Genomic DNA, 23,062 nt, shown 5'->3' on the forward strand with positions numbered 1-23,062 from the left:
ATATAAAATCCGAAAGAAAAAGTGAGGAAGATTATGAGACGGGAAGATAAAGAAGTCACTGATATGACCAAAATCCTCAAGATTCTTGACAGCTGTACTGTCTGCCGCCTGGGAATCTATGATCCGACAAATGAAGAGGCCTATATCGTACCTATGAACTTCGCTTATCAAATGAAGGAAGGAAAGCTTTTCCTTTATTTTCACAGCGCCCGGAGAGGGCGGAAAATCGATCTGCTCTCAAGATGTCTCCGCGTCACCTTTGAGATGGACTGCGGACATCAGCTGATCCCCCATGACCGTCCCTGTGAATACGGATATCGTTATTCCTGCATCATGGGTACCGGGACCGTATCCTTTCTTTCCGATCCGCATGAAAAAGCGGCGGTCCTGTCTCTTCTCATGAAGAAGATGACTGGAAGGAACTTCGTTATAGAAGAAAAAGCAACTCCCTCCGTATCTGTCTTCTACGTGGAAGTAAGACAGTTTTCTTGTAAGGCACAAAACTGAAACAGACATAAAGAAAGGAGCGCATATGGCCAGCATCAGAAGCACCCTGTCTTATCACTACAGGATGAAGACAAACGCAAAGAGTGACCTGAAAAAACAGCTGTCATACGGCAATCATGGAAAGCTGTCGGAAATGATCCCTCCACGCGCCATGAAAAAAAATCACCATATCCAGGCGGAATCCCTATCGGAACGGCCTGTATACTATATGAACTTTCAATCTGCGTCGGACAGGCCCTGTGTCCTTTATCTCCACGGCGGCGCGTTTTTGACCGGACTCACTAAGCGCCACTGGAAGCTTTTGGATTCCATTCTCTGGGGAACCGGCTGTCCGGCTGTCGTGCCGGATTATCCTTTGATTCCGGAACACACCCATAAAAAGATAACCTCCTATTGTATGGAGGTCTATTCTTCCCTGATTCCCCAATGTCCCCACGGCATTATCCTGATGGGCGATTCCGCCGGAGGCAACCTTGCCCTGGTCCTCGCTCAGCAGGCAGTAAAGCTTGGACTGCCTCTTCCAAAGCAGATTCTGCTCCTGTCGCCGTTCCTGGATGCCACGGGGAGCAACCCCGTCAAAAATGTCCTGGCGCCCAGAGACCCTGTCCTGGAACCGGACGGCGGACGCGAAGCCGCACTTTTATACGCCGGAACCACACCTTTAGATAATCCCGTCATCAGTCCCATTTTTGGTTCCATGAAGGAGCTTCCCAAAATCACCGTATGGACCGGCTCCAATGACATGCTCTACGCGGACGCGCTGCTCCTAAAGGAAGCACTGCATCAAGCCAAGACCCCTTATCATATCTACACATACCCTCATATGGTGCATGACTGGATGCTGGACTGTTTCCCGGAATCCCGCACCGCAGTGCGCCAGATCATCATGACAATAACAGAGAGCCTCCGCTAAGGGAGGCTCTCTGTTTTCTGTATCTCTATTTGAAATATTCCACTCCTGATTCAAATATCCGTATATCCTGTTCTCCATAGATATTGACAGCAACGGATTCCCCGCGCCGTTCAATATGTGCCATCTTGCCCAGGATCCGTCCGTCAGGGCTGGTGATGCCTTCCACCGCACAGTAAGAGCCGTTGGGATTCCATGCTTCGTCCATAGTCGCTTTTCCCATGTCATCCACATACTGGGTCGCCACCTGGCCGTTTTCAAACAGCTTTTTCAGCCACTCATCTCCTGCCACGAATCGGCCTTCTCCGTGAGAAGCAGGCGTACAATATACGCCGCCCAGCTCCGCATTCTGCAGCCAGGGAGATTTATTGGATACCACCTTCGTATAAACCATCTTCGATACATGGCGTCCAATGGTATTATACGTCAGAGTGGGAGAATCCTCCTTCTGCTCACGGATTTCTCCATACGGCACAAGGCCCAGCTTGATCAGTGCCTGGAAACCGTTGCAGATTCCCAGCATCAGGCCGTCCCGTTCATTTAAAAGCTTTTCTATGGATTCTTTCATCCGTGCATTGCGAAAAACCGTAGCAAAGAATTTCGCAGAGCCTTCCGGCTCGTCACCCGCGGAAAAGCCTCCCGGGAACATCACGATCTGAGCCTGCGCGATGGCCTTTTCAAACGCCTCCACAGAATCCCGGATATTCTCTGCCGTAATATTCCGGAACACTTTGGTGATTACCTCTGCGCCTGCGCGCTCAAATGCTTTCGTGCTGTCATATTCGCAGTTCGTACCGGGAAATACCGGAATGAATACCGCAGGCCTGGCCACCTTATGTCTGCATACGTGGATATTGTCCGCATTATACAGCGGCTCTTCCACCTCTTTCTCTTCCACACCGGATACCGTCGGAAATACTTTTTCAAGCGGCGCTTCCCATGTCTTCTGTGCCTCCTCCAGGCTGATCTTCATACTGCCGTATTCGATGGCTCCGGCATCCGTCACTTCTCCGATGACCGTATAGCGGCCGGACAGAGCAGATACCTTATCCGCCGGTACTTCCGCCACAATACTGCCCCAGCCTGCGGCAAACAGATCCTCTGACGATACATTGTGCTCAATCTTCACGCCCATCCTGTTTCCGAAAGCCATCTTGCTGACTGCTTCCGCTGCACCGTGGCGCTCCACCTCATAAGCCGCAATGATCTTTCCTTCTTTGATATCAGAGAATATCCCGCCGTACTGGTCCATGGCCTGAGCGTATACAGGCATATCATATTCGTCTCTGTCAATGGTGAACAGAACCAGCTTGTCTCCCGCCTGTTTCAGTTCCGGGGTGATGATCGTCTTGTCGCTGGCCACATCCACTGCAAACGAGACCAGAGTAGGAGGTACATCCAGTTCATTAAAGGAGCCGGACATACTGTCCTTTCCTCCGATGGAAGGCAGACCAAAACCGAGCTGGGCGTCATAGGCCCCCAGAAGTGCGGAAAAAGGCTCTCCCCATCTGGAGGGGTCTTCCGTCATCCTGCGGAAATACTCCTGGAAAGTAAAGCGGATCTTCTTATAATCTCCACCGGCGGCTACAATCTTCGCAATGGATGACACCACCGCATAAACTGCCCCATGGTAAGGGCTCCAGGAAGACAGGTACGGATCGAAGCCATAGCTCATCATCGTCACTGTATCAGTCTTTCCCTCCAGAACAGGAAGCTTCGCCACCATGGCCTGTGTCTCTGTCATCTGATATTTTCCGCCGTAGGGCATATATACAGAACCCGCTCCGATGGAGCTGTCAAACATCTCCACCAATCCCTTCTGGGAGCAGACATTCAAATCCTTAAGCATGTCAAGCCATTGGGACTTCACATCTCCTGCTTCTTTTTTATCAAAGGGATTCCCGGCCCGCGCCGGTATCTTCACCTCCACATCGGTCTCCTGGTGCGCCCCGTTGGTATCCAAAAATGCGCGGCTGATGTCCACGATAGTCTTCCCTCTCCATGACATCTTAAGGCGGGGAGACTCCGTCACTTCCGCCACAGGGACCGCCTCCAGGTTTTCTTCGGCCGCAAAGTCCAGGAACTTGTCCACGTCTTTTTTATCCACCACCACTGCCATACGCTCCTGAGATTCGGAGATGGCAATCTCTGTACCGTCCAGGCCGGCATACTTCTTTGGCACTTTATCCAGGTCGATGATCAGTCCGTCCGCCAGCTCGCCGATGGCCACCGATACGCCGCCCGCGCCAAAGTCATTGCATTTCTTAATGATCCTGCTGACCTCTTCTCTGCGGAACAGTCTCTGGATCTTACGCTCTGTGGGCGCATTTCCCTTCTGTACCTCCGCACCGCAGGTCTCTATGGATTTCTCCGTATGGACTTTGGATGAACCGGTGGCTCCGCCGCAGCCGTCACGTCCGGTACGGCCGCCCAAAAGGATGATGATGTCCCCCGGATCGGAAGTCTCCCGAATGACTGCGCGCCTGGGCGCAGCTCCCATGACCGCTCCGATCTCCATGCGCTTCGCCGCGTAGTTGGGATGGTATATCTCCTTTACAAGGCCGGTCGCCAGTCCGATCTGGTTTCCGTATGAGCTGTAGCCATGGGCCGCCCCCCGTACCAGCTTCTTCTGAGGCAGCTTCCCGTTCATCGTCTCAGAAACCGGGACGGTCGGATCCGCCGCACCGGTCACACGCATCGCCTGGTATACATAGGTACGCCCAGACAGCGGATCCCGGATCGCTCCGCCCAGGCAGGTAGCTGCCCCGCCGAAAGGCTCTATCTCCGTAGGATGGTTGTGTGTTTCGTTCTTAAAATTCACAAGCCATTCCTCGGTAACGCCGTCGATCTCCACAGGAACCACGATGCTGCATGCATTGATCTCGTCAGATTCCTCCTGGTCGTCAAGCTTCCCTTCTTTTTTCAGCTTGCGCATGGCCATCAGGGCCAGGTCCATCAGGCAGACAAATTTATCATCCCTGCCTTTAAAAATCTCCGCCCGGTCAGACATATATTTTTCATAAGAAGCTACGATGGGCTCTTTGTAGTCTCCTTCTCCAAACGCTACATGTTTGAGCTCTGTCTGGAATGTGGTATGGCGGCAGTGGTCCGACCAATACGTATCCAGAACACGAATCTCCGTCATGGAAGGCTCCCGCTTCTCTTCCGTCCGGAAATAATTCTGGATATGAAGAAAATCCTTAAATGTCATGGCCAGATTCAAAGAATCATAAAGTGACTTAAACTCTGCCTCACCCATTTCACGAAAGCCTTCCAGGATGATCACATCGGCAGGCTCATTGAATTTCGTGATCAGTGTCTCAGGAAGCACGTCTGACGCCTCACGGCTGTCGACAGGATTGATGCAGTGCTCCTTTACTGCTTTCTTTTCTTTCTCCGTCAGGGTACCTTCTATTACATACGTAGTCGCGCTTTTGATAACAGGCTCTTCGTTTTCATTGAGCAGCTTCACACACTGTTCTGCGGAGTCCGCTCTTTGGTCAAACTGTCCCGGCAGATATTCCACAGAAAAAACAGTATCCTCCGGCTTCTTCTCAAAATCTCCTTCATAAAGGATGTCCACCGGCGGCTCGGAAAAGATCGTCCCCTTTGACTTTGCATAGGTGTCTTCAGACAGGTTCTCCACATCATACCGGATAAGAATGCGGACATCCTTTACCGTGCGGATTCCCAGATAACTGCCGATCTCTTCTTTAAGCTCCTTCGCCTGGACCGCAAAAGGCTTCTTTTTTTCCACATAAATACGTCTTACGCTCATAGGTACCTCCATGCCTTCTTGTGTTTTATCAATTCACATACCACGTATTGCATTTTTCTTCTTAATATCATATTTCATTTTTCCGTGAAAGTCAATTTCCACTCACAGAAAATACGCCCCTCCGTTGACACACAGCTTCAAGTCCGATATGATAAACGCAAGAGAATATCTCGCGTCCCGATGCGGATGCGGTTTGAGAGGTAAGGGGCTCAGACCGCGGCCCGGCGGGCAAACGACAAATTTTCATTCCGGGGGAATCATATGGACAAGGCCATAAAAAAACTGACAGCAGTCCTCTGCTGTCTGGCGCTTCCTATTCTATTTTATGAACAGGCTGTGTTTTTTGTTGCCAAAATTCTGAACGGTCTCTGCTCTTCCCTGGATAACACCACTCCAGACTCTCCGTCCATTTCCTTTCTAAAAGAAAATATGGTCATCCTCTATTCCAGCATCGGCGCCATTTTCATAAGCGCTGTCCTCGGGATTGTTTACCATGTTTTGAAGAAGCGTTCTCTCAGACCGGCAGACGGGCAAAGGCTCCGGGTGTCCCAGTACGGATATGCCGTCTTTTTTGGAGTCGCCGGAGCCATATTCTTCAACCTTCTCATGGAATTCTCCAGACTTCCGGAGCTGCTTCCTGCCAGTGAATCCATAGAGGCAGCCACCGCCCAGTCTCACTGGCTCTTGACAGGCCTCTGCACCTGTCTGCTGATCCCGGTGGCAGAAGAGCTCATTTTCCGGGGCATGGGATTTCTGTTACTTCGGAAATACATGGGATATCTGTCCACGGCTCTCCTTACTTCCGTTACATTCGCTTTATTCCATGGAAACGCGCCGCAGATTTTTTACGGCTTCTGCATGGGCCTGCTTTTGGCCCATACGACTGAGCACTACAGGACTCTTCTCGCTGCAGTCCTCTTTCACTGCGCGGCTAATCTGACCTCTTTCTCCTTTTTGGGCACAACAGCCCAAAAGGAGCTGATTTTCTCCGTCCCGGTTCTGGGCTTATCCGGCATCGCCGCCGCATGGCTCTATCACAAAATACGGGATATCCGCCGGGACTGAGATGGCCTGTCCTAAGAATGTTCTCCGGAATCTTCTGCACCCGAAAAAACTTCTCCGCTTCCGTTCGCTTCCACAAGAGACAGAGCGTCCATGGATATTTTCATGATATCCTTTGTCATCTCCTCGCTCAGGTTCATCCTCTTTGCCACCTCTGCCAGGGTTGCTTCGCGCCCTAATTCTTCCACCAGTTCTTCTGTTGCGTTCATCATCGCATTTGCCTGGGAGGCCAGATAGCTGCCGGTATCCTCCTGTCCCGTCTGCTCCGCTATCGCCGCATCCATGGCGCTGCAGATCTCTTTCGTGATATGGACACCAAAATCTCCGCCGGAAAAAGACTCCATGGCCATCAGGAGCGCCATATTCCCTTCCTGTATCAGATCCGCCATCAGGACTCCTCTTCCGGCATATTCCTTCGCCAGCTCCACCACTCGTCTGAGATGGCCTTCCGCCAGACGGTCTCTTACATACCTGTCGCCGTCTCCCAGCCTGTTTAAGAGCATTTCCTGCTCTTCTCTCCCTATGGCTTTCACCGCTTCCAGTTCTTCCAGATACATCTGATAGCAGCGGGAATCCTCTCCGGTCATCCCTGAGTCCTTTTTCCGTCTGCCTTCCGATTCATCGGCGCTATCTTCCGGCATTTTCCTTCCCTTCAGATAGGAAAGGCCCGCTGTATCCATTTCATGGTCCTCCACCTTGATCTGATTCAATTCCAGGTAACTGTATATTAGTTTCCACTGTTCCTCCGTCAGATTCCAGCCGGAAAAGCAATCTTTTATCTGCCGCTCCGTCACCTGATGACCGGACGCTTCCGCGATCAAAAGCAGATCCCCTAAAGCCTCTTTAAATTCTGCCTGGCTGTTCATATTCCTGTTTCCTTCCTTTTACTTCCGATTTCACTGCTGCCGGGAAACGCTTTTGCCGTCTCCTGGTCCGCTTAATAGCCTCTCCTGAACTTTCTTTTCACTATATCCTCCGACCGGGCAAGCACATGGTCCAGTCTCTCTTTATCCCCGTCTGCCGCTTCCAGCAGATATTTATATTCGTCAAAAAGCCCGGTACAGTGCGGCACCGTGACGGCGCCCGCATCGCTCCCCAGCGCCACATGGACGCCGAGGACAATGGCCTTTCTCACATTGTTTATCTGCATCCGGACAATGGCATCCACGGTCTTTTCATCAAACCGTCCTGTACCCCTCAAGTTTCCGGCGGGGGCTACCGTCGGCACCCACACAGTTTCCCTTCCGGCCAAAAGCTCCAGCTCTCTGTCCGTCATATAGGCTCCGTGTTCAATGCTGTCCGCTCCGCTCACAATGGCGTCGTACACTGTCTGCGCGCTGTTCACATGCACCATTGCGGAAAACCCTTCCTCATGACAGATGTGCACCAGCTCCCTCATCTCCGAAAGCTCCAGTCCGGTGCCGGTGATTCGGCCATATGTATTAAAATCCAGTAGTCCAGAGAACATGATCTTGATAAAATCCGCCCCTTCCCGGCCCGCTTTTTTCACCAGCGCCGCAAAATCCGGAAGGGTATCGTATTCCAAACCTACGATGCTCCCATAGTGTCCCTTTTTGTGGATCGCAAAGACCGGCGTCCGGTAATCGATTCCGTAATCCTCCGCGATCTCCGCCGCAAAAGAAGAAACTCCCAGATAATCTCCTCCCTCCCGGAAGAAGCTTATTCCTGATCTCCGGTACTCCTCCAGGCGTTTCTTCACTTCCTCTTTATCCACCCCGTTTTTATGTCGTGCCACGGCGTCCTTATAATTGACGCCGTTCATAAATATATGTCCGTGACATTCTCCGAACATGCTCTGACGCTTCCTTTCCATATCACTTGGTCCCGAATATCCTGTCTCCCGCGTCTCCCAGCCCAGGGCAGATATAGGCATTTTCATCCAGCCCCCTGTCCAGATGGCCGCAGTAGATCTGAATGTCCGGGTGCGCCCGGTGCAGGCGCTCCAGGCCTTCCGGCGCGGCGATAATACAGAGGAACTTGATCTGCTTACCGCCTTTTTCCTTAATGAAGTTGACGGCAGCCTCCGCGGACCCTCCCGTCGCCAGCATAGGATCGACGACTGTCACCACCCGCTGTTCTATGAATTCGGGAAGCTTGCAGTAATATTCCTTCGGCTCATGGGTGACCGGGTCTCTATATAGCCCGATATGCCCCACTTTTGCGGAAGGGACCAGGGTCAGGATACCGCTCACCATGCCGAGTCCGGCCCGCAGAATCGGTACGACCGCCAACTTTTTTCCGGAGATCATCGGCGTCCTGCAGGACTCAATGGGAGTCCGCACCTCAACTTCCCTTAACGGAAGGTCCCGGAAAGCTTCATATCCCATCAATACCGCGATTTCTTCCACCAGCTTCCGGAATTCATTGGTGCCGGTCTGATAGTCTCTCAGCATTGATATCTTATGCTGAATCAGCGGATGATCCATCATAAACACATTTTCCATCGTTCATTCTCCTTTTCTTCCTATATCTGTTTTCTGACTATCTTATATTCATCATTCGTCTGAAAGTAAGGACATCCCACGAAATCGCTTCTCAAAAAACGCTCCATCTCGTCTTCATCCAGATCGGCGTCACATACGTAACAGCCATATTCTTCTTCATATGTATAGTTGGCACAGTATTCACACCCCGACTCCTGTTTCACTGTTCTTTCTCCTCTCCATAGCTTCGTATTCTTCCTCAAGATTCCCTCCGCCCGGAACCCGTTCATTTCCGGCACCCGCCTGAAGCCTTCATATTCCCGGCGAATACGGATGAAATCATTCCATTCTCCAAGAGAAGCATATGTACGACCCCATTAAATCCTTTTAACCTTTTGTGCCCAGTATATCATACTCTTTCAGGCCCGTCCATCCTGACACTCTGGTCAGCACAGGCAGCCGTTTCTGTCACAGCGGGGCACAAAGGCCTCTCATCCACATATAAGCAAAAGCCTATGTTTTCCACAGGCTTTTGTACTGACAATCCGCTGCGGCCGCACCGCAGGCATCTCTTCTATTTAAGCTCATCTGATCCTGCCAGCTTCTCCACCTCCGAGAGCCAGAGCCTTGCGCTGGCATCACTGGGCATTCTCAAATCTCCTCTGGGAGAAACCGCTACGCTTCCTACCTTCGGCCCGTCAGGCAGACAGGAACGCTTGAACTGCTGGGAGAAAAATCTCCGGTAAAACGTGGTCAGCCATTTCAGGATCGTTTCTTTCTGGTACGTTCCGCAAAAGGCTTTCTCTGCCAGCCGGCAGATCTTCGCCGGCCGGTAGCCGAAACGCAGAATATAGTACAAGAAGAAATCATGGAGTTCATAAGGCCCGACAATATCCTCTGTCTTCTGGGATATCTTTCCCTCCTCCGGCGGCAAAAGCTCCGGACTCACGGGCGTGTCCAGCACATCCAGAAGGATTCCTGCCAGTTTTTCATCTTCGCAGGTCTCCGCACAGTACCGCACCAGATGGCGCACCAATGTCTTCGGCACCGACGCATTCACGCCGTACATGGACATGTGGTCCCCATTGTAAGTGGCCCATCCCAGCGCCAGTTCCGACATGTCGCCGGTGCCAATGACCATCCCGCCGCTTCGGTTGGCAATATCCATCAGGACCTGTGTCCGTTCCCTCGCCTGGCTGTTTTCGTAGGCCACCGATCTGTCCTCAGGGTCGTGCCCGATATCACGGAAATGAAGCATGACCGACTCTTTAATGTCGACCTCAATAAGCTCTGCCCCCAGCCTTCTGGTCAGCTCACACGCGTTGTTATAGGTCCTGTCCGTGGTCCCAAAACAGGGCATGGTGACCGCGGTAATATGATCTCTGGAAAGACCCAGCAGGTCAAAGGCTCTGGCTGTTGCCAAAAGAGCGAGTGTGGAATCCAGACCTCCCGAAATCCCCACCACCGCGTTTTTGCAGCCGGTATGAGAAAACCTTTTTTTAAGCCCCATGGCCTGAATCGACAATATCTCTTCACACCGTCTGTCCCTGTCTTCTTTTCTTCCCGGTACGAAGGGAGCCGGATCCACAAAGCGTTCCAGGTCCAGACTGTATTTCCGGAGGCTGAAGGATACCTTCATATAGCCGCCGGCGTCTATGGGGCCAAATGTGGTGAGACGCCTTCTGTCACTCTGCAGCCGCTCCAGATCCATATCTGCACAGACAAGACCTGTAGTAAATCGTCCGGACTCCTTCAAAAGTGTTCCGTTTTCATATATGACATTATGTCCGGCAAATACCAGATCCGTAGAAGATTCTCCTTCCCCGGCATCTGCGTATACATAACCGCAGACCAGCTTGGCCGACTGATTTCCGATCAGACTCCGTCTGTAATCGCCTTTTCCGGTAGTCTCATCACTGGCTGAAGAATTCACGATAAGAGTTGCCCCTGCCAGGGCATGGCGTCCACTGGGAGGATTCGGCACCCATACGTCCTCGCACACTTCAGCACCGATCACCAGACCATCCATATTCGTACACTGAAACAAAATATCGGCGCCCATCGGTACAAAATCCTCGATACCGCTGGCCATACGCAGACGTTCCATTGTCACCGTCCTGCTTCCGCTTCTGAAATGACGCGCCTCATAGAATTCGGAATAATTGGGAATAAAAGTCTTGGGGACCAGCCCCAGTATCTGTCCGTCCTTTACCGCGGCCATCACATTATAAAGCTGTCCTTCTTTTGCCCAGGGAAGCCCTACGAATATCAGGATATCCCAGTCCTTTGTATGGTCTGCCAATACCGCCAGCTCTTCCTTTGCCGCGTCCAGAAGCGTATCCTGGAGGAACAAATCGCCGCAGGTATACCCAGTCAGGCACAGTTCCGGAAATACGATCACCTTCACCTGTCTGGCTGCAGCCTCCCTGACCAGCGCTTCAATCTGTCCCCTGTTATAAACCGGGTCCGCCACACAAATCTGGGGGGTGGCCGCCCCTACCCGAATAAATCCCTGTTCCATGATCTCCTTATTCTCCCTTAATTTAAGAGCCAACGGCTCTCTTCCTCTTCTTCATCTGTTCACTGCGCGGACTGCGCCCCGCCTCCTCATGCAGGCATGGCATCTGCCTTTCGGAATCCACGCTCAATCTGCTTATCAGTATATCATAAATACGGAGCCATTTCCACATTGATGAAATATCCCTTGTCATGCTTGCACACAGGGCAGATTTCCGGCACTTTTGTCCCACTGTAAATATAACCGCAGTTGAGGCACATATAGCTGGCTTCTTCTTTGGATTCAAACAGCTCGTTCTTCTTCAGAAGCTCTTCGAACTTTCCAAACCGGTCGCCATGGATTTTCTCGATTTTTGCAATCTGGCGGAAGCTGGCCGCCACTTCCAGAAAACCCTCTTTTTCCGCCACGTCGGCAAAAGCAGGATACACATTTTCATATTCTTCGTATTCATCATGTCTGGCCGCATTCAAAAGGCTCTCCGCATCGTCATAGACCTCTATCGGATACGTTCCGTCAATTTCAAGATTCTCTCCTGTGAGTTCCTTCAAATGATTATAAAAGATTTCTGCATGCTCTTTTTCCTGGTCAGCCGTAAACCGGAAGACCTGTTCCACAACCTGCAATTTTTGTTTTTTTGCCTTTCCCGCCGCGATAGTATACCGGCTTCTCGCCTGACTCTCGCCTGCAAAAGCCCGGAGCAGATTCCGTTTCGTTTCACTGTCTTTTAAATTCATGTTTGCCATTGCAAAACCTCCTGGAAATAATGTTTTCTCCGCCTGCGGCGGATGGAATATTCGCTTCATTTCCAGTATGCACCAAGATTTCGCCGTATATACTAAAATTACCTTTTGAGATCATTTTTAGTTTATTCCGATTAAGCTCCAGTTTACTGCCCCGCCATTTTGCTGATGTGTGATAAAGAAGTAGTAGAAGTGTAAAAAATTTTGCCGTTCCTATCCGGCGTTTGCGCATTGCGCCGGATAGGTCGGGCGGTCATTCGGGCAGGTCTACCTTGCCAACGAAAGAGTAATAAATATCAATGTCCTGTCTGCGTGTGCCGTTCTCGTCATAGCTGCACTCATGCACAACGATTTTCTCCACAAACTCACGCAAAAGGGTAGGGGTAAGTTCTTCAAAGCTGGTGTACTTGCGGACAACATTCATAAACTTTTCTGCGTTTACCGTGGCTTCCTGCGCTTTGGAAAGCTCTGCCCGGATAGCGGCGGCTCTCTCTTTCAGTTCTTTCTGCTCGGCTTCATAGTCTGCCGACAGCTCCGTGAAACGCTCGTCTGAAATGCGCCCGGTCACGCTGTCCTCATACAGCCGCTTGAAGATAGCGGATAACTCGCTGATACGCTTCTCGGCGGCTTCCAGCTCCTTTTTCCTTGCGGCGTTCCTGCGCTTGCCCCCGTCCTCGTTCTGCTCGATCAGCAGCTTCATAAACCGGGCTTCGTGCTTCGCTGCATAGCTGGTGACTTTCCGCAGATTGTCGGTCACTCCGGCGGTCAACAGGTCGGTGCGGATAAAGTGCGCCGTACAGTCACGGGTACGCTTCTTGTAGCTCCCGCAGATATAACAATCCTGCTTGCGGGTGGCGTTCTGGTAACGCTGCTGGTAAAGGACGCTGCCGCAGTCGGCACAAAAGAGTATGCCGGAGAATAAGCCCACTTCATCATAGCGGTTCGGGCGTTTGCGCTGCTTGCGTAACTCCTGCACACGCTCCCACATCTGGGTGTCAATGATAGGCTCATGGTGGTTCTCGAAAATCGCCTGTTTCTCAATGGGGTTCTCTACGCTGTGCTTGGTCTTGTAGGACGGCTTCTCCGTCTTGAAGTTTACCAGACAGCCCGTGTACTCCCTGTTTTCAAGGATATGTACCACGGTATTGGTCGCCCACTTGCACTCATAGCCGGGGTGGTAGCGGCGGGTGCTTCCCGTCCGACGGTATTCCAGCGTTCCCGGCGTGGGGATCTCCTGCTCTGTGAGCATACGGGCTATCTTGGTCGGCCCGTTCCCGGCAAGGCACAAGCTGTAAATCTGCCGCACAACAGGGGCGGCTTCCCCGTCAATGATAAAATTTTCGTCCTCGTCCATAAAGTAGCCGTATACGGGTTTGCTCGTGACGGGCTTCCCGCTCATACCCTTAGACCGTTTTACTGCTTTGATTTTCTTGCTCGTATCTCTCACCAGCCATTCGTTAAAAATGTTCCGCAGAGGGGCAAAATCATTGTCGCCCTGTGCGCTGTCCACTCCGTCATTGATAGCGATAAAGCGGACGCCTTTCTGTGGGAAAATCATTTCCGTATACATTCCCACTTGCAGATAGTTTCGCCCTAACCGTGACATATCCTTGACGATAACGGTGCCGACTTTTCCGGCTTCAATGTCCGCAAGCATGGCTTGAAAACCGGGTCTTTGGAAGTTCGCCCCAGAATAACCGTCATCTGTGTACCATTGCAGATTGGAAAAGCCGTTCTGCTTCGCATAGGTTTCAAGAATACGCTTCTGGTTTGAAATAGAATTGCTCTCACCTTGCAGCTCGTCCTCGTGGGATAATCTCGGATAAAGGGCGGTAATAAGGTTTCGGGTGGTCTGTCTTAACATAGTGTCCTCCATTTCCGACAGCCAGCCCCACTATTCCGTATGACTATCATACCACACGCCGGGGCTGGCTGTACAGTCCTTTCTGCTTCTTTACGTCCCGTCAAATTGCCGATTTTTGTGTAGCAGCTTCCGCTTCCAGCACTTTCAGCATTTTATCGGCGGCGGTGGCGGTGGTGTCCTGCTTGAAATAGCCGGAAACGACAAGGACAGAATTACCTATGCGGATTTCCGTCACGCAATCCGGGCGGCGGGTGCTGCGGTCATTCTTTGGGGTGTTGGTCATAGGCGGCTCTCCTTTCTGTTCATCAGCTTTTTCAGTTGTCCCATTTTCTCCTGCGCCGTGGCTTTTCGGAAGTTGCTCCCGGTAAAGCGGACAGGAGAACACATTTCAATCAGACGGTCATAAATGCGGGCGTGGGCGGTGTCCTCCGGGTGCTGCAAGTCCTCCAGCGTGAGATTAGTCGTGACGATCAGCGGCCTGCCGCTGCGGTAACGGCTGTCAATCACGTTGTAGACCTGCTCTAAGCCGTATTCCGTTCCCCGTTCCATTCCAAAATCGTCAAGGATAAGCAGCGGGAAGCTGCAAAGTCGGGAGATATATTCATTCCTGCCCTCAAAGCTGGCGGCAAGGTCACCCAATATCAATGCAAAGTTTGTCATGCACACGGGGATTTCACGCTCCATAAGGGCATTTGCGATACAGCCCGCAAAATAGCTCTTGCCTGTGCCAACGCCGCCCCATAGCAGATAGCCAATGTTGCGCTCTTTCATGGTTTCCCAGTTCTCCACATAGAAATGGGCGTGTTCCATTTGCGGGCACTTGCCGTTGTCGTTCTCAAACGTCCAGCCCTGCATAGCCGGGTCTGTAAAGCCCCGCCGCTTCAACCGCTCGACAGTTTCAAGGTGACTGCGCTGTTTCTCTGCGGCTTCCCGTTCCTCACGCTCTGCCCGCTGGCAGTCACATTCTGCCGGGTGGCGGTCACGCCCCAGCCATGCGGCGGTTTCTTTGGGGAAATAGCCCTCTTTGGGCTTGTGGCACTTCCCGCAGTATAAAAGCCCGTCCTCGCCGGTGTAGTCCTCCGGCTCCGGCGTGGTGTCGGTCATATTCAAAATCATTTCATCAAATCCATTCGTCATAAGCTCTCGCCCTCCTTACAGGTATAATCGGGTATGCCCTTTTTCGGGGCTTTCTTGGCTGCGTCCTCCTGCGCCCACTTGAAAATCGTGGCTGCATGGCTCTTGTATTTCCTCCCGCTGGAAGCGATATGGCAGGATAGGCGGTCAATGTAATACTCCCACTTGCCGGGAAGCTCTGTTTTCAGCCCGTCAAGCTCCGTATCGGAAAGAATGACATTGTGGTATCTGCCATAGGCGGCGGGGGCGGGGTGTCCCGTTTCTAACTCTCTCTCTTTTTCTATTTCTATATCTATCTCTTTCTCTATCTCTATCTCTGGTGGACAAATGTCCGCTCGATATGGTGGACATTTGTCCGCCCCTGTCTGCGGCAGGGCTTTTTGTTCCTGCAAAGCCAGCCGCGCCCTGCGCTTGCGCTCCCCCTCGGTAGAGGACTGGCCGATTAAAAGCTCAATGTTGCTCATGTAGAGTGCGCCGCTTGGCAAAGGCTCCACAAGCCCCAGCTTCATAAAGATTTTCAAAGCTCTCTCTACGGTACCTACCTGCTGGCGGGTAATGGTCGCAATCATCTGGGCGGTGTAGGGGATATTCTCGTCAAGCTGCAATTTCCCGCCGTTTTTCAGCGATTTCAAGTACAGCTTCAAGAGAATGTTGGAATAGATAACGCCGTCCTGCATACTTTCCAGCAGAACGATTGCATCATCGTCAAAATAGCTCTCTTTCAGCTTGAGGTAGTAATATTTGCGGTTATCTGCCATAGGCTGCGTCCTCCTTTTTCCAGCGTTTGGAATAATAGCGAGGGCATAGTATGATAACCGCCCGGAAGCTCTGTTTGCAGTCACGGGTGCAGCCCCGGCATAGGTCGTTGTAAGTGATACGGTTGCGGTGGTTGAGGAAGAAAGACCATTCCAGCCGCCGCTTCTTGCTCATTCTCGGCAATGGTAAGCTCCTTTCTGCCGTTCCTATCGGTGTAGCGGGATAGGGGGCATTTTCTGTATGTTCTCGGTATCATTTTCGGGCTTTTTCTGCCCTGTAAGCCCCGTTTGGAAGTCGGGGAGTATTGCGGTAAGGGTTCATATCATACCTGTATTTTTGTAGGGTTTCGGTATCATTTCGGGGCGGTCTTTAACGCTCCTGTTCACGCTTTTTCTGCTGGCTCGGTGCGCCCCTTAAAATCTGGTCGATATTGCGTCTGACTGTCTGAAGCTCCTGCGCCCGCTGGCGTTTCTCCCGGTAGTCGTTATATCCGGCGTTCTTCTGGACGGTAAGCTGCTCAATCTCCCTTTGCAGGGCTTTGCTGGCTGGCAGCTTGGTTATTCCATGCTCCCGGAAATAACGGGCGGCTGTGTCCGCTATGATAAAATCGCTTTCGTGCTGTTCCCGGTAGGCTCTCCGGGCTTTCTCCGATTTCTGCGCTTTCAGACCGTCACGGGCGGGCTTCGTGCCGATATAGCCCAAAAGGTTGCGCTGCAATTCCTTTTTCTCCCGGATAGCGGCTTCCAGCCCTTTCAGTCCGGCAAGGCTCTCCTGCGTGGCGGTGTTGGCTGCGGAAATGGCAGCGTCCAGCTCGTCCGGGGAAGAAAAGCCATACTGCTGGTAGAGCATGAGGGTAGCCGACATCTGTTTGAGGTTGTGCATGGTCGCCCACTTCTCATAGCCCCGTCCTTTCCCCTCGGCTCGCTTGGCGGCTATGTCTACCATGCGCTGTACAGCGTCATTGTTCGGGGCGTTTTTCGCTTCTTTTTTCGTCCGTAAGCGGTCTTTGATACTGCCGGGGTATTCCGCTATGGCTGCGGGTTTTTCGGCGGCTCTGGCGGCGTTCTGCTCCAAAACGGAGAGGACAGCAGCCCGGTCAAAATCGTCCCCCAGCTTCCGGGCGGTAATTGGCTTCGTCCTGTCCGGCGTGAGGTAACTTAGCCGCCCCCGGCTCTCCTTGACGGTCACACCATGCCGGAGAAGCAGGGCGGCAAACTCATCAAAGCCGGAAGCAGCGGCAAGGGCTTCCCGGATAGTCCGGCGCAGCTTCGCCTTATCCGTTTCAAACTTGGTCTGCCGGGGCGCGATACCGTCCGCAGCAATAGGGGCGTTGGCTCTGTCAAGGGCAGCCTGTCCTTTCTTCTGCGCCCAATACTCACGCTCGGTAATGCGTTCTTTGCTGCCGTTCAAAAGGTCTATCTGGTAAAGCCCCTCGCTGTGGCACATCTCCATGACTTCGGCTTTCAGATAGTTCATAGCTGCGTCCGTACAGCGGTGCTTGCAGCCTGCTTTCCTGTCCGCTGGCCTGTCCATGTGGGGCAGCATGGGAACCTCCGCAATCCGCAGACTGTTAATGACGATATGCACATGGATATTTTCGGTGTGGCTGTGTCCGTCCGGGTGGGTGCAGACAAGGGCCTGGTGTCCGGGGAAATGCTCGGCGCAGAACTTCTCGCCCAGCTCCTGCGCCCGATCAACGGTCAAGCCGTTGTCCGGGCCGTCCCGTGGGTCAAAGCTGATGATGTAGTGGTGGCTCTTTACGTCCTCCCGTTTCTGGTTCTTGCCGTAGCGGAGATTGGAGCGCATACAGGCAACGGCAAAATCCTCCCCGCCACAATTCAGAGAGGATATGCGGTAGTCTACCCTCGGTATGAGCCGCCCGTCTGCGTCAAGGGTGGGCTTCATGGTAAACTCGTCATGCTCGAATGTGAGGTATTTTTCAGCGTCCCCGTAGTTGGCATTTTTAGAGCTGATATGTTTGAGTATCGCCAACGGCTTCACCTACTTTCTGCAAGACTTCAAACTTCAAGGCGGCAAGGTCGGCGGCGGCTCCCCGCACTTCCTTTTCCAGCCCCCGGTAGGGGCTTCCGTATTCGTTCAGGCTCCGGGCAATCTGGTTTAAGTTGCCGCCGATTTTCCCGTACTCTGCCGTGAGCTTGGAGAGGGCGGCAAGCAGCCCGTCATTGACCGGGGAAACGGTGACAATGGGGCGTATGGTCGCTTTCCGTATGGCTTGCCGGATAAACTCGGACTGGCTGATTTCATAAGCCGCCAGCCGCCCGGTGAAGTCGGCGTATTCTTCATCGGTCATGCGGGTCTTTACCACATGACGGCGGTGGGGCGTATTGTATTTCTTTCGCATGGTCTGTGACCTCCTTTCTCGCCCGACAGGGCGCATAGCAGGGTTTGGGGAAGGCACTCCCCAACAAGATTCCCGCAGGGGCAAAAATAAGCGGAGAGCGAATTTTGGCACCTCGGTAGAATCTTGCTCTGAAAAACTCCGGCGTTCCCCGGCTCCCGTCCTTTCCGCTAACAAAACGTTTCAAAAGGGCTTTGCTACCCGCTATTCCGGCTTATCTTGAAAATTTTCCTTTCACTACCTACAACACCACGCAAAGCAAAATGGACGGAGATTTTTAGAATTTCCCCTCTATTCCCTACAACACCACGCAAGCCGGAATAGGCGGACAATGGCAGTATTTTTTTCTTTGATACCCTCTACGGATAAGTAAGGGATTTTGCCAACTGCGGCGGCTATTTTCCCTTTTGTTTTTTCATACTGGGGATTTTCAAAAATGCCAAACAGGAACGAAAAAAAGCAGCAAATCTGTTGAATAGATTTACTGCTTTCTGGTTGCCGGCGAAGCGGCGGTTATTCAGTTGTAGGCGGTAGGGCTATCTCCCAAAGCGGAACTTGAAAATAGCTGTGAGAAGCGTCTGGGTGATGTAGTCCTCTGTATCTTGGTCTACCCGTCCATTCACACGGGCGGCACATTGTATGCGGCGGCGGTAATACTGCAATACAGTTCCCACCGCTTCCGGCTCCCCGCTGGCGGCTTGGACGATTGTTTCATAGGGGAGAAGCCTATTATTTCTCATATGCCATTCCCTCCATTTCCGCTTGGAGCTGCCGTAGGGCTTTTCGGATATGGTAGCCCGCTGTGCTGCGGCTGCGCCCGTACTGTCTGCCAATTTCGTGCTGTGGAATACGCTTGAAAAAGGACAGGTAAATCATTTCCCGCTCCCGTTCGTCCAGCCGTGACAGGGCTTCCGCAAGTAAACCGCTGCTGAAAATGACCGTATCGCCGCAAAGGGTAAGTATGTATTCCTCGTCCGGCTCCGGGGCTTGGAAATATTCATCTGTCGTGCCTAAAGGGTAGTGCTTTTCGTCTGTGAGGTATTCAAGGGATATTTCTCTTTTGTGCTTCCTGCTCCGTGTCCTCGCTGCGTTGATCGTTGCATTTCGGATAACGACTTTGCAAAAGGCATGGAAAGTGTACTCGATATGTTCCCGATATTCTTCTGTACAGGTCATGGAAAATCCCCCTTTCCTCCCAAAAGGGCTGTGGCTGGTTAGTAGTTGCTTTTTATGATAGTAAGGGGCGGCAGCACTTTAGGCTGTCGCTCCTTGACTGCCTAACTGCAAAACCGGGCGGGGCTGTCAACGGCGGGCGAAGCCCGTTCATCTTGACCGTTGACTGGCTCGGCCGGGTTTGCTATTTATCCGGCAAACTTGAATTTATTTTAAGCTATCACGTTTTACCTTTTTAAGCCTTACTATCATTACCATAGGAATTTCTTTATTGTTTTTGAAACATTCTTCATAAAATCCATCAATGACAAATCCAGCTCTGAAACAAAGGTTAAAAATATCTTGTATGGAACGATGATAATAAATCTGCTCCTCCGGCTGCCCTTCGATCGCTATATCATAGTAACTGTGCGGTGTCATATATTTTTCAGTCAATGTGATAAAACAAGGGTGCTGCGTTGCAAAGACAAAAATCCCGTTTTCCTCCAATAGTTCATAAACAGCCATAAAAAGCGGTTCAATATCCGTAATATCCATAATTGCCATATTAGAAACTGCTTTCGTAAAGGCTCGATTTCTTTTTAATCCTAATAAGCTTTCTCTATTGGTCGCATCCGCTACGCAAAACTCAATTTGTTTTGCATATTGTGATCGCCGTCTTTTAGCCAATTCTATCATTTTTTTGCTGTAATCAAAAGCGACGACCGAAGCGCCTCTCTGTGCAAGATACGAAGAATAATTTCCATTGCCGCACGCAATATCCAAAATGTAATCCGAAGGATCAGGAGAGAGAAGTTCCGTTACTTTGGGACGTACTACCTCTCTGTGAAATTCATTGGATTCGTCACCCATTGCATCATCCCAAAATTGTGCGTTTTTCTCCCAGATCTTTTTGCTTTCCTCTGTTCCCATGTTCTCTCCCACTCCCAAAATTTGCCTTTTTGCTTCCATTAAATCTTCCTTACTATATTCCATTGTTACCCTCCATAACTTCTGATTGTTGCCGTCTTGACTATTATGTATCTTTTCTTTCCAAAATGGTATAGGCTTTTATTTTTATAATGCTGCAAAACTTTTCTTCTGTAAGGTATTCAAAGGATATTTCCCTTTGCCGCCGCTATTGGAAAGCCAAAAGCAGCGGCTTTTTTACGCGATATGACCGAAAAGACTAGAAAGCAGGATATGTCATCATTTGTCATTTCTTCTCAATGTAATAACTGCATGGCATATCAAGCCAAATACAAGAGAAAAACAGCCACCGCCAAATAGTGATGCTCCCCACCCTGCACCCGACATTGTCATAAAACCGCCAACAAAGAAAATACCAATGCCAAGAAATATCCCGACACCATAAAAAAGTCCAATTGCCATATCATACTTATTAAATTGTCGTTTCTCTTTTTTTCACATGTTTCCATTTTTGTTATTACCTCCTTCGCAAAATCGTCCATGTGGACTCCAAAAAGAAAACAAATTTTTTTCAACGTATTTAAATCGGGTTCATTAACATCTCTCTCCCAATTCGATAGCGCCTGCCGGGTAACATTCAATTTCCCAGCCAGTTCTTCCTGTGTCATTCCCGATTGTGTTCGCAGATGACGTATTTGCTTTCCTGTTGTAATATCCGTCTGTTTCTGGTTCAAAATGGTTCCTCCTCTCTGATGCTGATTTTATCAATGATATTTCGCAATAGCCAGCAATGAACGTTTGCATTGCGCAAGATGTTACATTATCTTCTGAAACATATGCCGGATCTTGTCTAAACGGCTGTTCGGGCGGCGTGGCTGAAACACAGGCTCGCCGGAAGTTTCCTGATACCCTTTTAATTCTGTAATGCAGACACTTCTTCCATTTGTATAAAAATTCAAATCATTTCTATATTCACCAATACAACGGGCAGGGATTTCCCCCTTAAAAATAACTTCATCTTTTTCAAGTCTGGTTGATTCAATGATTGCGCAATACTTTGGTGCGTCATTATAAGCCCGTGAAAGATATTCCTGCGGTGCAAAAAGGGTAAAGGAAAGGTATGGTTCCAACAGTTGTGTTCCTGCTTTTTTCAATGCCTGCTCCAACACGACAGGCGCAAGAAAACGAAAATCAGCGGGGGTGCTGACCGGGCTGTAATAAACTCCATAATCAAAACAAATTTGGCAGTCTGTCACTCCCCAGCCATATAAGCCCTGCTCCATTCCATAACGCACACCCTCCATGACGGCATTTTGAAAACTTTGGTTTAAATAGCCGAGAGATACCTCGCTTTTATATTGTGTTCCGCTTCCAACAGGAAGCGGTGTTACAGTCAAACCAATAGATGCCCAAAACGGATTCGGCGGCACTTCAATATGAATCGTGTAGCTCGCTTTTTTTTGCGGTCTTTCCAGATAAATAACCGAAGGCTCTTTCATAGCCACGCCCACATGATATTTTTCTTCTAATAGCGAACAAATAACTTCTAACTGTACTTTTCCCAAAAAAGATAATATAATCTCATGTGTAACAGTATCAATGTCAAAATGCAAAAGAGGGTCTGTATCAGCAATCTCTGTGAGGGCATTTAACAGGGCTTCCCTTTGCTCCGGCTTTTGCGGCTCTACCGTTGTCCGAAGTAATGGCATGGGATTATCAATCCGTGTTTTGTGAGGCAGGAGTTTTTCATTTCCCAGAATGTCGTTCAGTTTCAAAGTATCATCAGCTAAAATAACAATTTCTCCCGGACAGGCATGGTCAACCGGGACGATTTCACCATTTGACGGAATACACATTTCTGTAATCTTTATTTTTTCCTTTTTTGACAGCAGCAGGGTATCCCGTAAATGGAGCGTCCCATGATACAGGCGTAAATAAGAAAGCCGTTTTTTCCGCTCTGTATACTCAACCTTAAAAACATATCCACATAATTCAGACTGAATATCGTCTGTTTCTGTAATGAAAGTTTCTGTAATCGCTTCAATCAGTTTTTCTGTTCCTAAATTGTCTTTTGCACTCCCATGATAAACAGGAAACAAAGAGCAGCATCTGGTTCTTTTGCACTTTTCATATTGTAATTCCTGTATATCCAAAGAATCCTCTGCAACATATCGTTCTAATAGTTCATCGCTTCCGGAAATAATCATATCCCATTTGTCCAAATCAGAAATATCGGTCATGGTTATCTTTGGCGACAGGGAAACCTCCTGCATGACAATCATATCACTGGTAAGTTTATCTTTAATGCTTTGGTAAACACGCCGCAGGTCGATCCCATTTTGGTCTATCTTATTTATAAAGATAATTGTCGGAATGTCCATTTTCTGAAGCGCATGGAATAATATACGGGTTTGTGCCTGTACGCCGTCTTTTGCCGAAATGACTAAAACAGCTCCGTCAAGGACAGATAAAGAGCGGTATGCTTCGGTTAAAAAATCCATATGACCGGGAGTGTCCACGATATTGATTTTATAATCATTCCAGCAAAAAGAAGTAACCGCTGTCTGAATGGTAATTCCGCGCTGCCGTTCCAAAATCATAGTGTCTGTTCTTGTAGTTCCTTTATCCACGTTTCCTTGTTCCGCAATCGCTCCACTGGTGTACAGCAGGCTTTCCGTCAATGTTGTTTTTCCTGCGTCTACATGGGCGAGAATTCCAATATTGATTATTTTCATGTGATTGTCCTCCTTTTACAGCCCCAAAAGGGCATAAAAATCCCCAGCAGTAAAATACTTTTACCACTGGGGATTATAATTTGCGGACATACACATATACAGCATACACCTGTTTGTGATTGCTGTTTTTCGGATATGTCAAAATTGATAAGGCAAAAGTATTTTTAAATTGG

Annotated in this window: 21 protein-coding genes and 2 pseudogenes; 3 read left to right on the top strand and 20 right to left on the bottom strand. The window is 50.3% G+C overall.

The features are described 5' to 3' along the window. Nucleotides 1-33: 33 nt before the first annotated feature. Nucleotides 34-507, top strand: coding sequence for a pyridoxamine 5'-phosphate oxidase family protein (locus LQE92_RS09760; RefSeq protein WP_231062792.1), 474 nt, complete (start codon nt 34-36; stop codon nt 505-507). Nucleotides 508-532: 25 nt separating this feature from the next. Then, on the top strand, nt 533-1,420 hold the full coding sequence (locus LQE92_RS09765; RefSeq protein ID WP_231062793.1) for an alpha/beta hydrolase fold domain-containing protein: 888 nt from the start codon (nt 533-535) through the stop codon (nt 1,418-1,420). Between the two features lie 25 nt (nt 1,421-1,445). On the opposite strand, the gene LQE92_RS09770 is transcribed toward LQE92_RS09765, so the two are convergent. Further along, complete coding sequence (locus tag LQE92_RS09770; RefSeq protein ID WP_231062794.1) at nt 1,446-5,195, bottom strand: phosphoribosylformylglycinamidine synthase; 3,750 nt, start codon at nt 5,193-5,195, stop codon at nt 1,446-1,448. Nucleotides 5,196-5,456: 261 nt separating this feature from the next. Here LQE92_RS09770 and LQE92_RS09775 point away from each other — a divergent pair, with 261 nt between their 5' ends. Then, a complete protein-coding gene (locus LQE92_RS09775) occupies nt 5,457-6,260 on the top strand; it encodes a CPBP family intramembrane glutamic endopeptidase (protein WP_231062795.1) in 804 nt (267 codons plus the stop codon). A gap of 11 nt (nt 6,261-6,271) precedes the next feature. On the opposite strand, the gene LQE92_RS09780 is transcribed toward LQE92_RS09775, so the two are convergent. The 19 genes and pseudogenes from LQE92_RS09780 to tet(32) all read right to left on the bottom strand — a co-directional run bounded on the left by LQE92_RS09780 (nt 6,272) and on the right by tet(32) (nt 22,889). Next, nucleotides 6,272-7,123: a sigma-70 domain-containing protein gene (locus LQE92_RS09780; RefSeq protein ID WP_231062796.1), complete on the bottom strand. Its 852-nt coding sequence runs from the start codon at nt 7,121-7,123 to the stop codon at nt 6,272-6,274. A gap of 71 nt (nt 7,124-7,194) precedes the next feature. Next, nucleotides 7,195-8,157, bottom strand: coding sequence for an amidohydrolase family protein (locus LQE92_RS09785; RefSeq protein ID WP_231062797.1), 963 nt, complete (start codon nt 8,155-8,157; stop codon nt 7,195-7,197). Further along, nucleotides 8,093-8,722 (bottom strand): uracil phosphoribosyltransferase, encoded by a 630-nt coding sequence (upp, locus tag LQE92_RS09790; protein WP_231062798.1) that lies wholly within the window; start codon nt 8,720-8,722, stop codon nt 8,093-8,095. The genes LQE92_RS09785 and upp overlap by 65 nt, the downstream gene beginning before the upstream one ends. Nucleotides 8,723-8,742: 20 nt before the next feature. Next, the gene (locus LQE92_RS09795) at nt 8,743-8,925 is read right to left on the bottom strand and encodes a DUF6472 family protein (protein WP_231062799.1); all 183 of its coding nucleotides are present in this window, start codon (nt 8,923-8,925) and stop codon (nt 8,743-8,745) included. A 350-nt stretch (nt 8,926-9,275) separates the two neighbouring features. Beyond that, nucleotides 9,276-11,222, bottom strand: coding sequence for an NAD(+) synthase (locus LQE92_RS09800; RefSeq protein ID WP_231062903.1), 1,947 nt, complete (start codon nt 11,220-11,222; stop codon nt 9,276-9,278). 143 nt (nt 11,223-11,365) lie between these two features. Then, entirely contained in the window at nt 11,366-11,962 is a 597-nt protein-coding gene (gene rbr / locus LQE92_RS09805; RefSeq protein WP_231062800.1) for a rubrerythrin, read from the bottom strand. A gap of 142 nt (nt 11,963-12,104) precedes the next feature. After that, nucleotides 12,105-12,191: pseudogene (locus LQE92_RS14735) on the bottom strand (Maff2 family mobile element protein); the annotation flags it as partial. A 21-nt stretch (nt 12,192-12,212) separates the two neighbouring features. Continuing rightward, the gene (locus LQE92_RS09810; protein ID WP_002605633.1) at nt 12,213-13,823 is read right to left on the bottom strand and encodes a recombinase family protein; all 1,611 of its coding nucleotides are present in this window, start codon (nt 13,821-13,823) and stop codon (nt 12,213-12,215) included. A gap of 100 nt (nt 13,824-13,923) precedes the next feature. Further along, nucleotides 13,924-14,106 (bottom strand): transposon-encoded TnpW family protein, encoded by a 183-nt coding sequence (locus LQE92_RS09815; protein WP_002605634.1) that lies wholly within the window; start codon nt 14,104-14,106, stop codon nt 13,924-13,926. Beyond that, a complete protein-coding gene (locus LQE92_RS09820) occupies nt 14,103-14,960 on the bottom strand; it encodes an ATP-binding protein (RefSeq protein ID WP_002605635.1) in 858 nt (285 codons plus the stop codon). The genes LQE92_RS09815 and LQE92_RS09820 overlap by 4 nt, the downstream gene beginning before the upstream one ends. Next, nucleotides 14,957-15,715 carry a phage replisome organizer N-terminal domain-containing protein gene (locus tag LQE92_RS09825; RefSeq protein WP_002605636.1) on the bottom strand — a complete coding sequence of 253 codons (759 nt, stop codon included), beginning with the start codon at nt 15,713-15,715 and terminating at the stop codon, nt 14,957-14,959. The genes LQE92_RS09820 and LQE92_RS09825 overlap by 4 nt, the downstream gene beginning before the upstream one ends. Then, entirely contained in the window at nt 15,705-15,896 is a 192-nt protein-coding gene (locus LQE92_RS09830) for a hypothetical protein (protein WP_006058351.1), read from the bottom strand. Before LQE92_RS09830 ends, LQE92_RS09825 begins: the two co-directional genes overlap by 11 nt. A gap of 186 nt (nt 15,897-16,082) precedes the next feature. Then, entirely contained in the window at nt 16,083-17,705 is a 1,623-nt protein-coding gene (locus LQE92_RS09835) for a relaxase/mobilization nuclease domain-containing protein (RefSeq protein WP_002602093.1), read from the bottom strand. Further along, nucleotides 17,677-18,075 (bottom strand): plasmid mobilization protein, encoded by a 399-nt coding sequence (locus tag LQE92_RS09840; protein ID WP_002602094.1) that lies wholly within the window; start codon nt 18,073-18,075, stop codon nt 17,677-17,679. The genes LQE92_RS09835 and LQE92_RS09840 overlap by 29 nt, the downstream gene beginning before the upstream one ends. Before the next feature lie 533 nt (nt 18,076-18,608). Continuing rightward, nucleotides 18,609-18,812, bottom strand: coding sequence for a helix-turn-helix domain-containing protein (locus LQE92_RS09845; RefSeq protein WP_002602095.1), 204 nt, complete (start codon nt 18,810-18,812; stop codon nt 18,609-18,611). Next, nucleotides 18,802-19,248: an RNA polymerase sigma factor gene (locus LQE92_RS09850; RefSeq protein ID WP_002602096.1), complete on the bottom strand. Its 447-nt coding sequence runs from the start codon at nt 19,246-19,248 to the stop codon at nt 18,802-18,804. Before LQE92_RS09850 ends, LQE92_RS09845 begins: the two co-directional genes overlap by 11 nt. Nucleotides 19,249-19,452: 204 nt before the next feature. After that, the gene (locus tag LQE92_RS09855) at nt 19,453-20,220 is read right to left on the bottom strand and encodes a class I SAM-dependent methyltransferase (RefSeq protein WP_002602097.1); all 768 of its coding nucleotides are present in this window, start codon (nt 20,218-20,220) and stop codon (nt 19,453-19,455) included. A 213-nt stretch (nt 20,221-20,433) separates the two neighbouring features. Next, nucleotides 20,434-20,888, bottom strand: a pseudogene (locus LQE92_RS09860) (helix-turn-helix domain-containing protein). Nucleotides 20,889-20,969: 81 nt separating this feature from the next. Then, nucleotides 20,970-22,889 carry a tetracycline resistance ribosomal protection protein Tet(32) gene (gene tet(32), locus LQE92_RS09865; protein ID WP_002602099.1) on the bottom strand — a complete coding sequence of 640 codons (1,920 nt, stop codon included), beginning with the start codon at nt 22,887-22,889 and terminating at the stop codon, nt 20,970-20,972. Nucleotides 22,890-23,062: the final 173 nt, after the last annotated feature.

Source organism: Lientehia hominis (assembly GCF_021044755.1).
GTDB lineage: Bacteria > Bacillota > Clostridia > Lachnospirales > Lachnospiraceae > Lientehia > Lientehia hominis.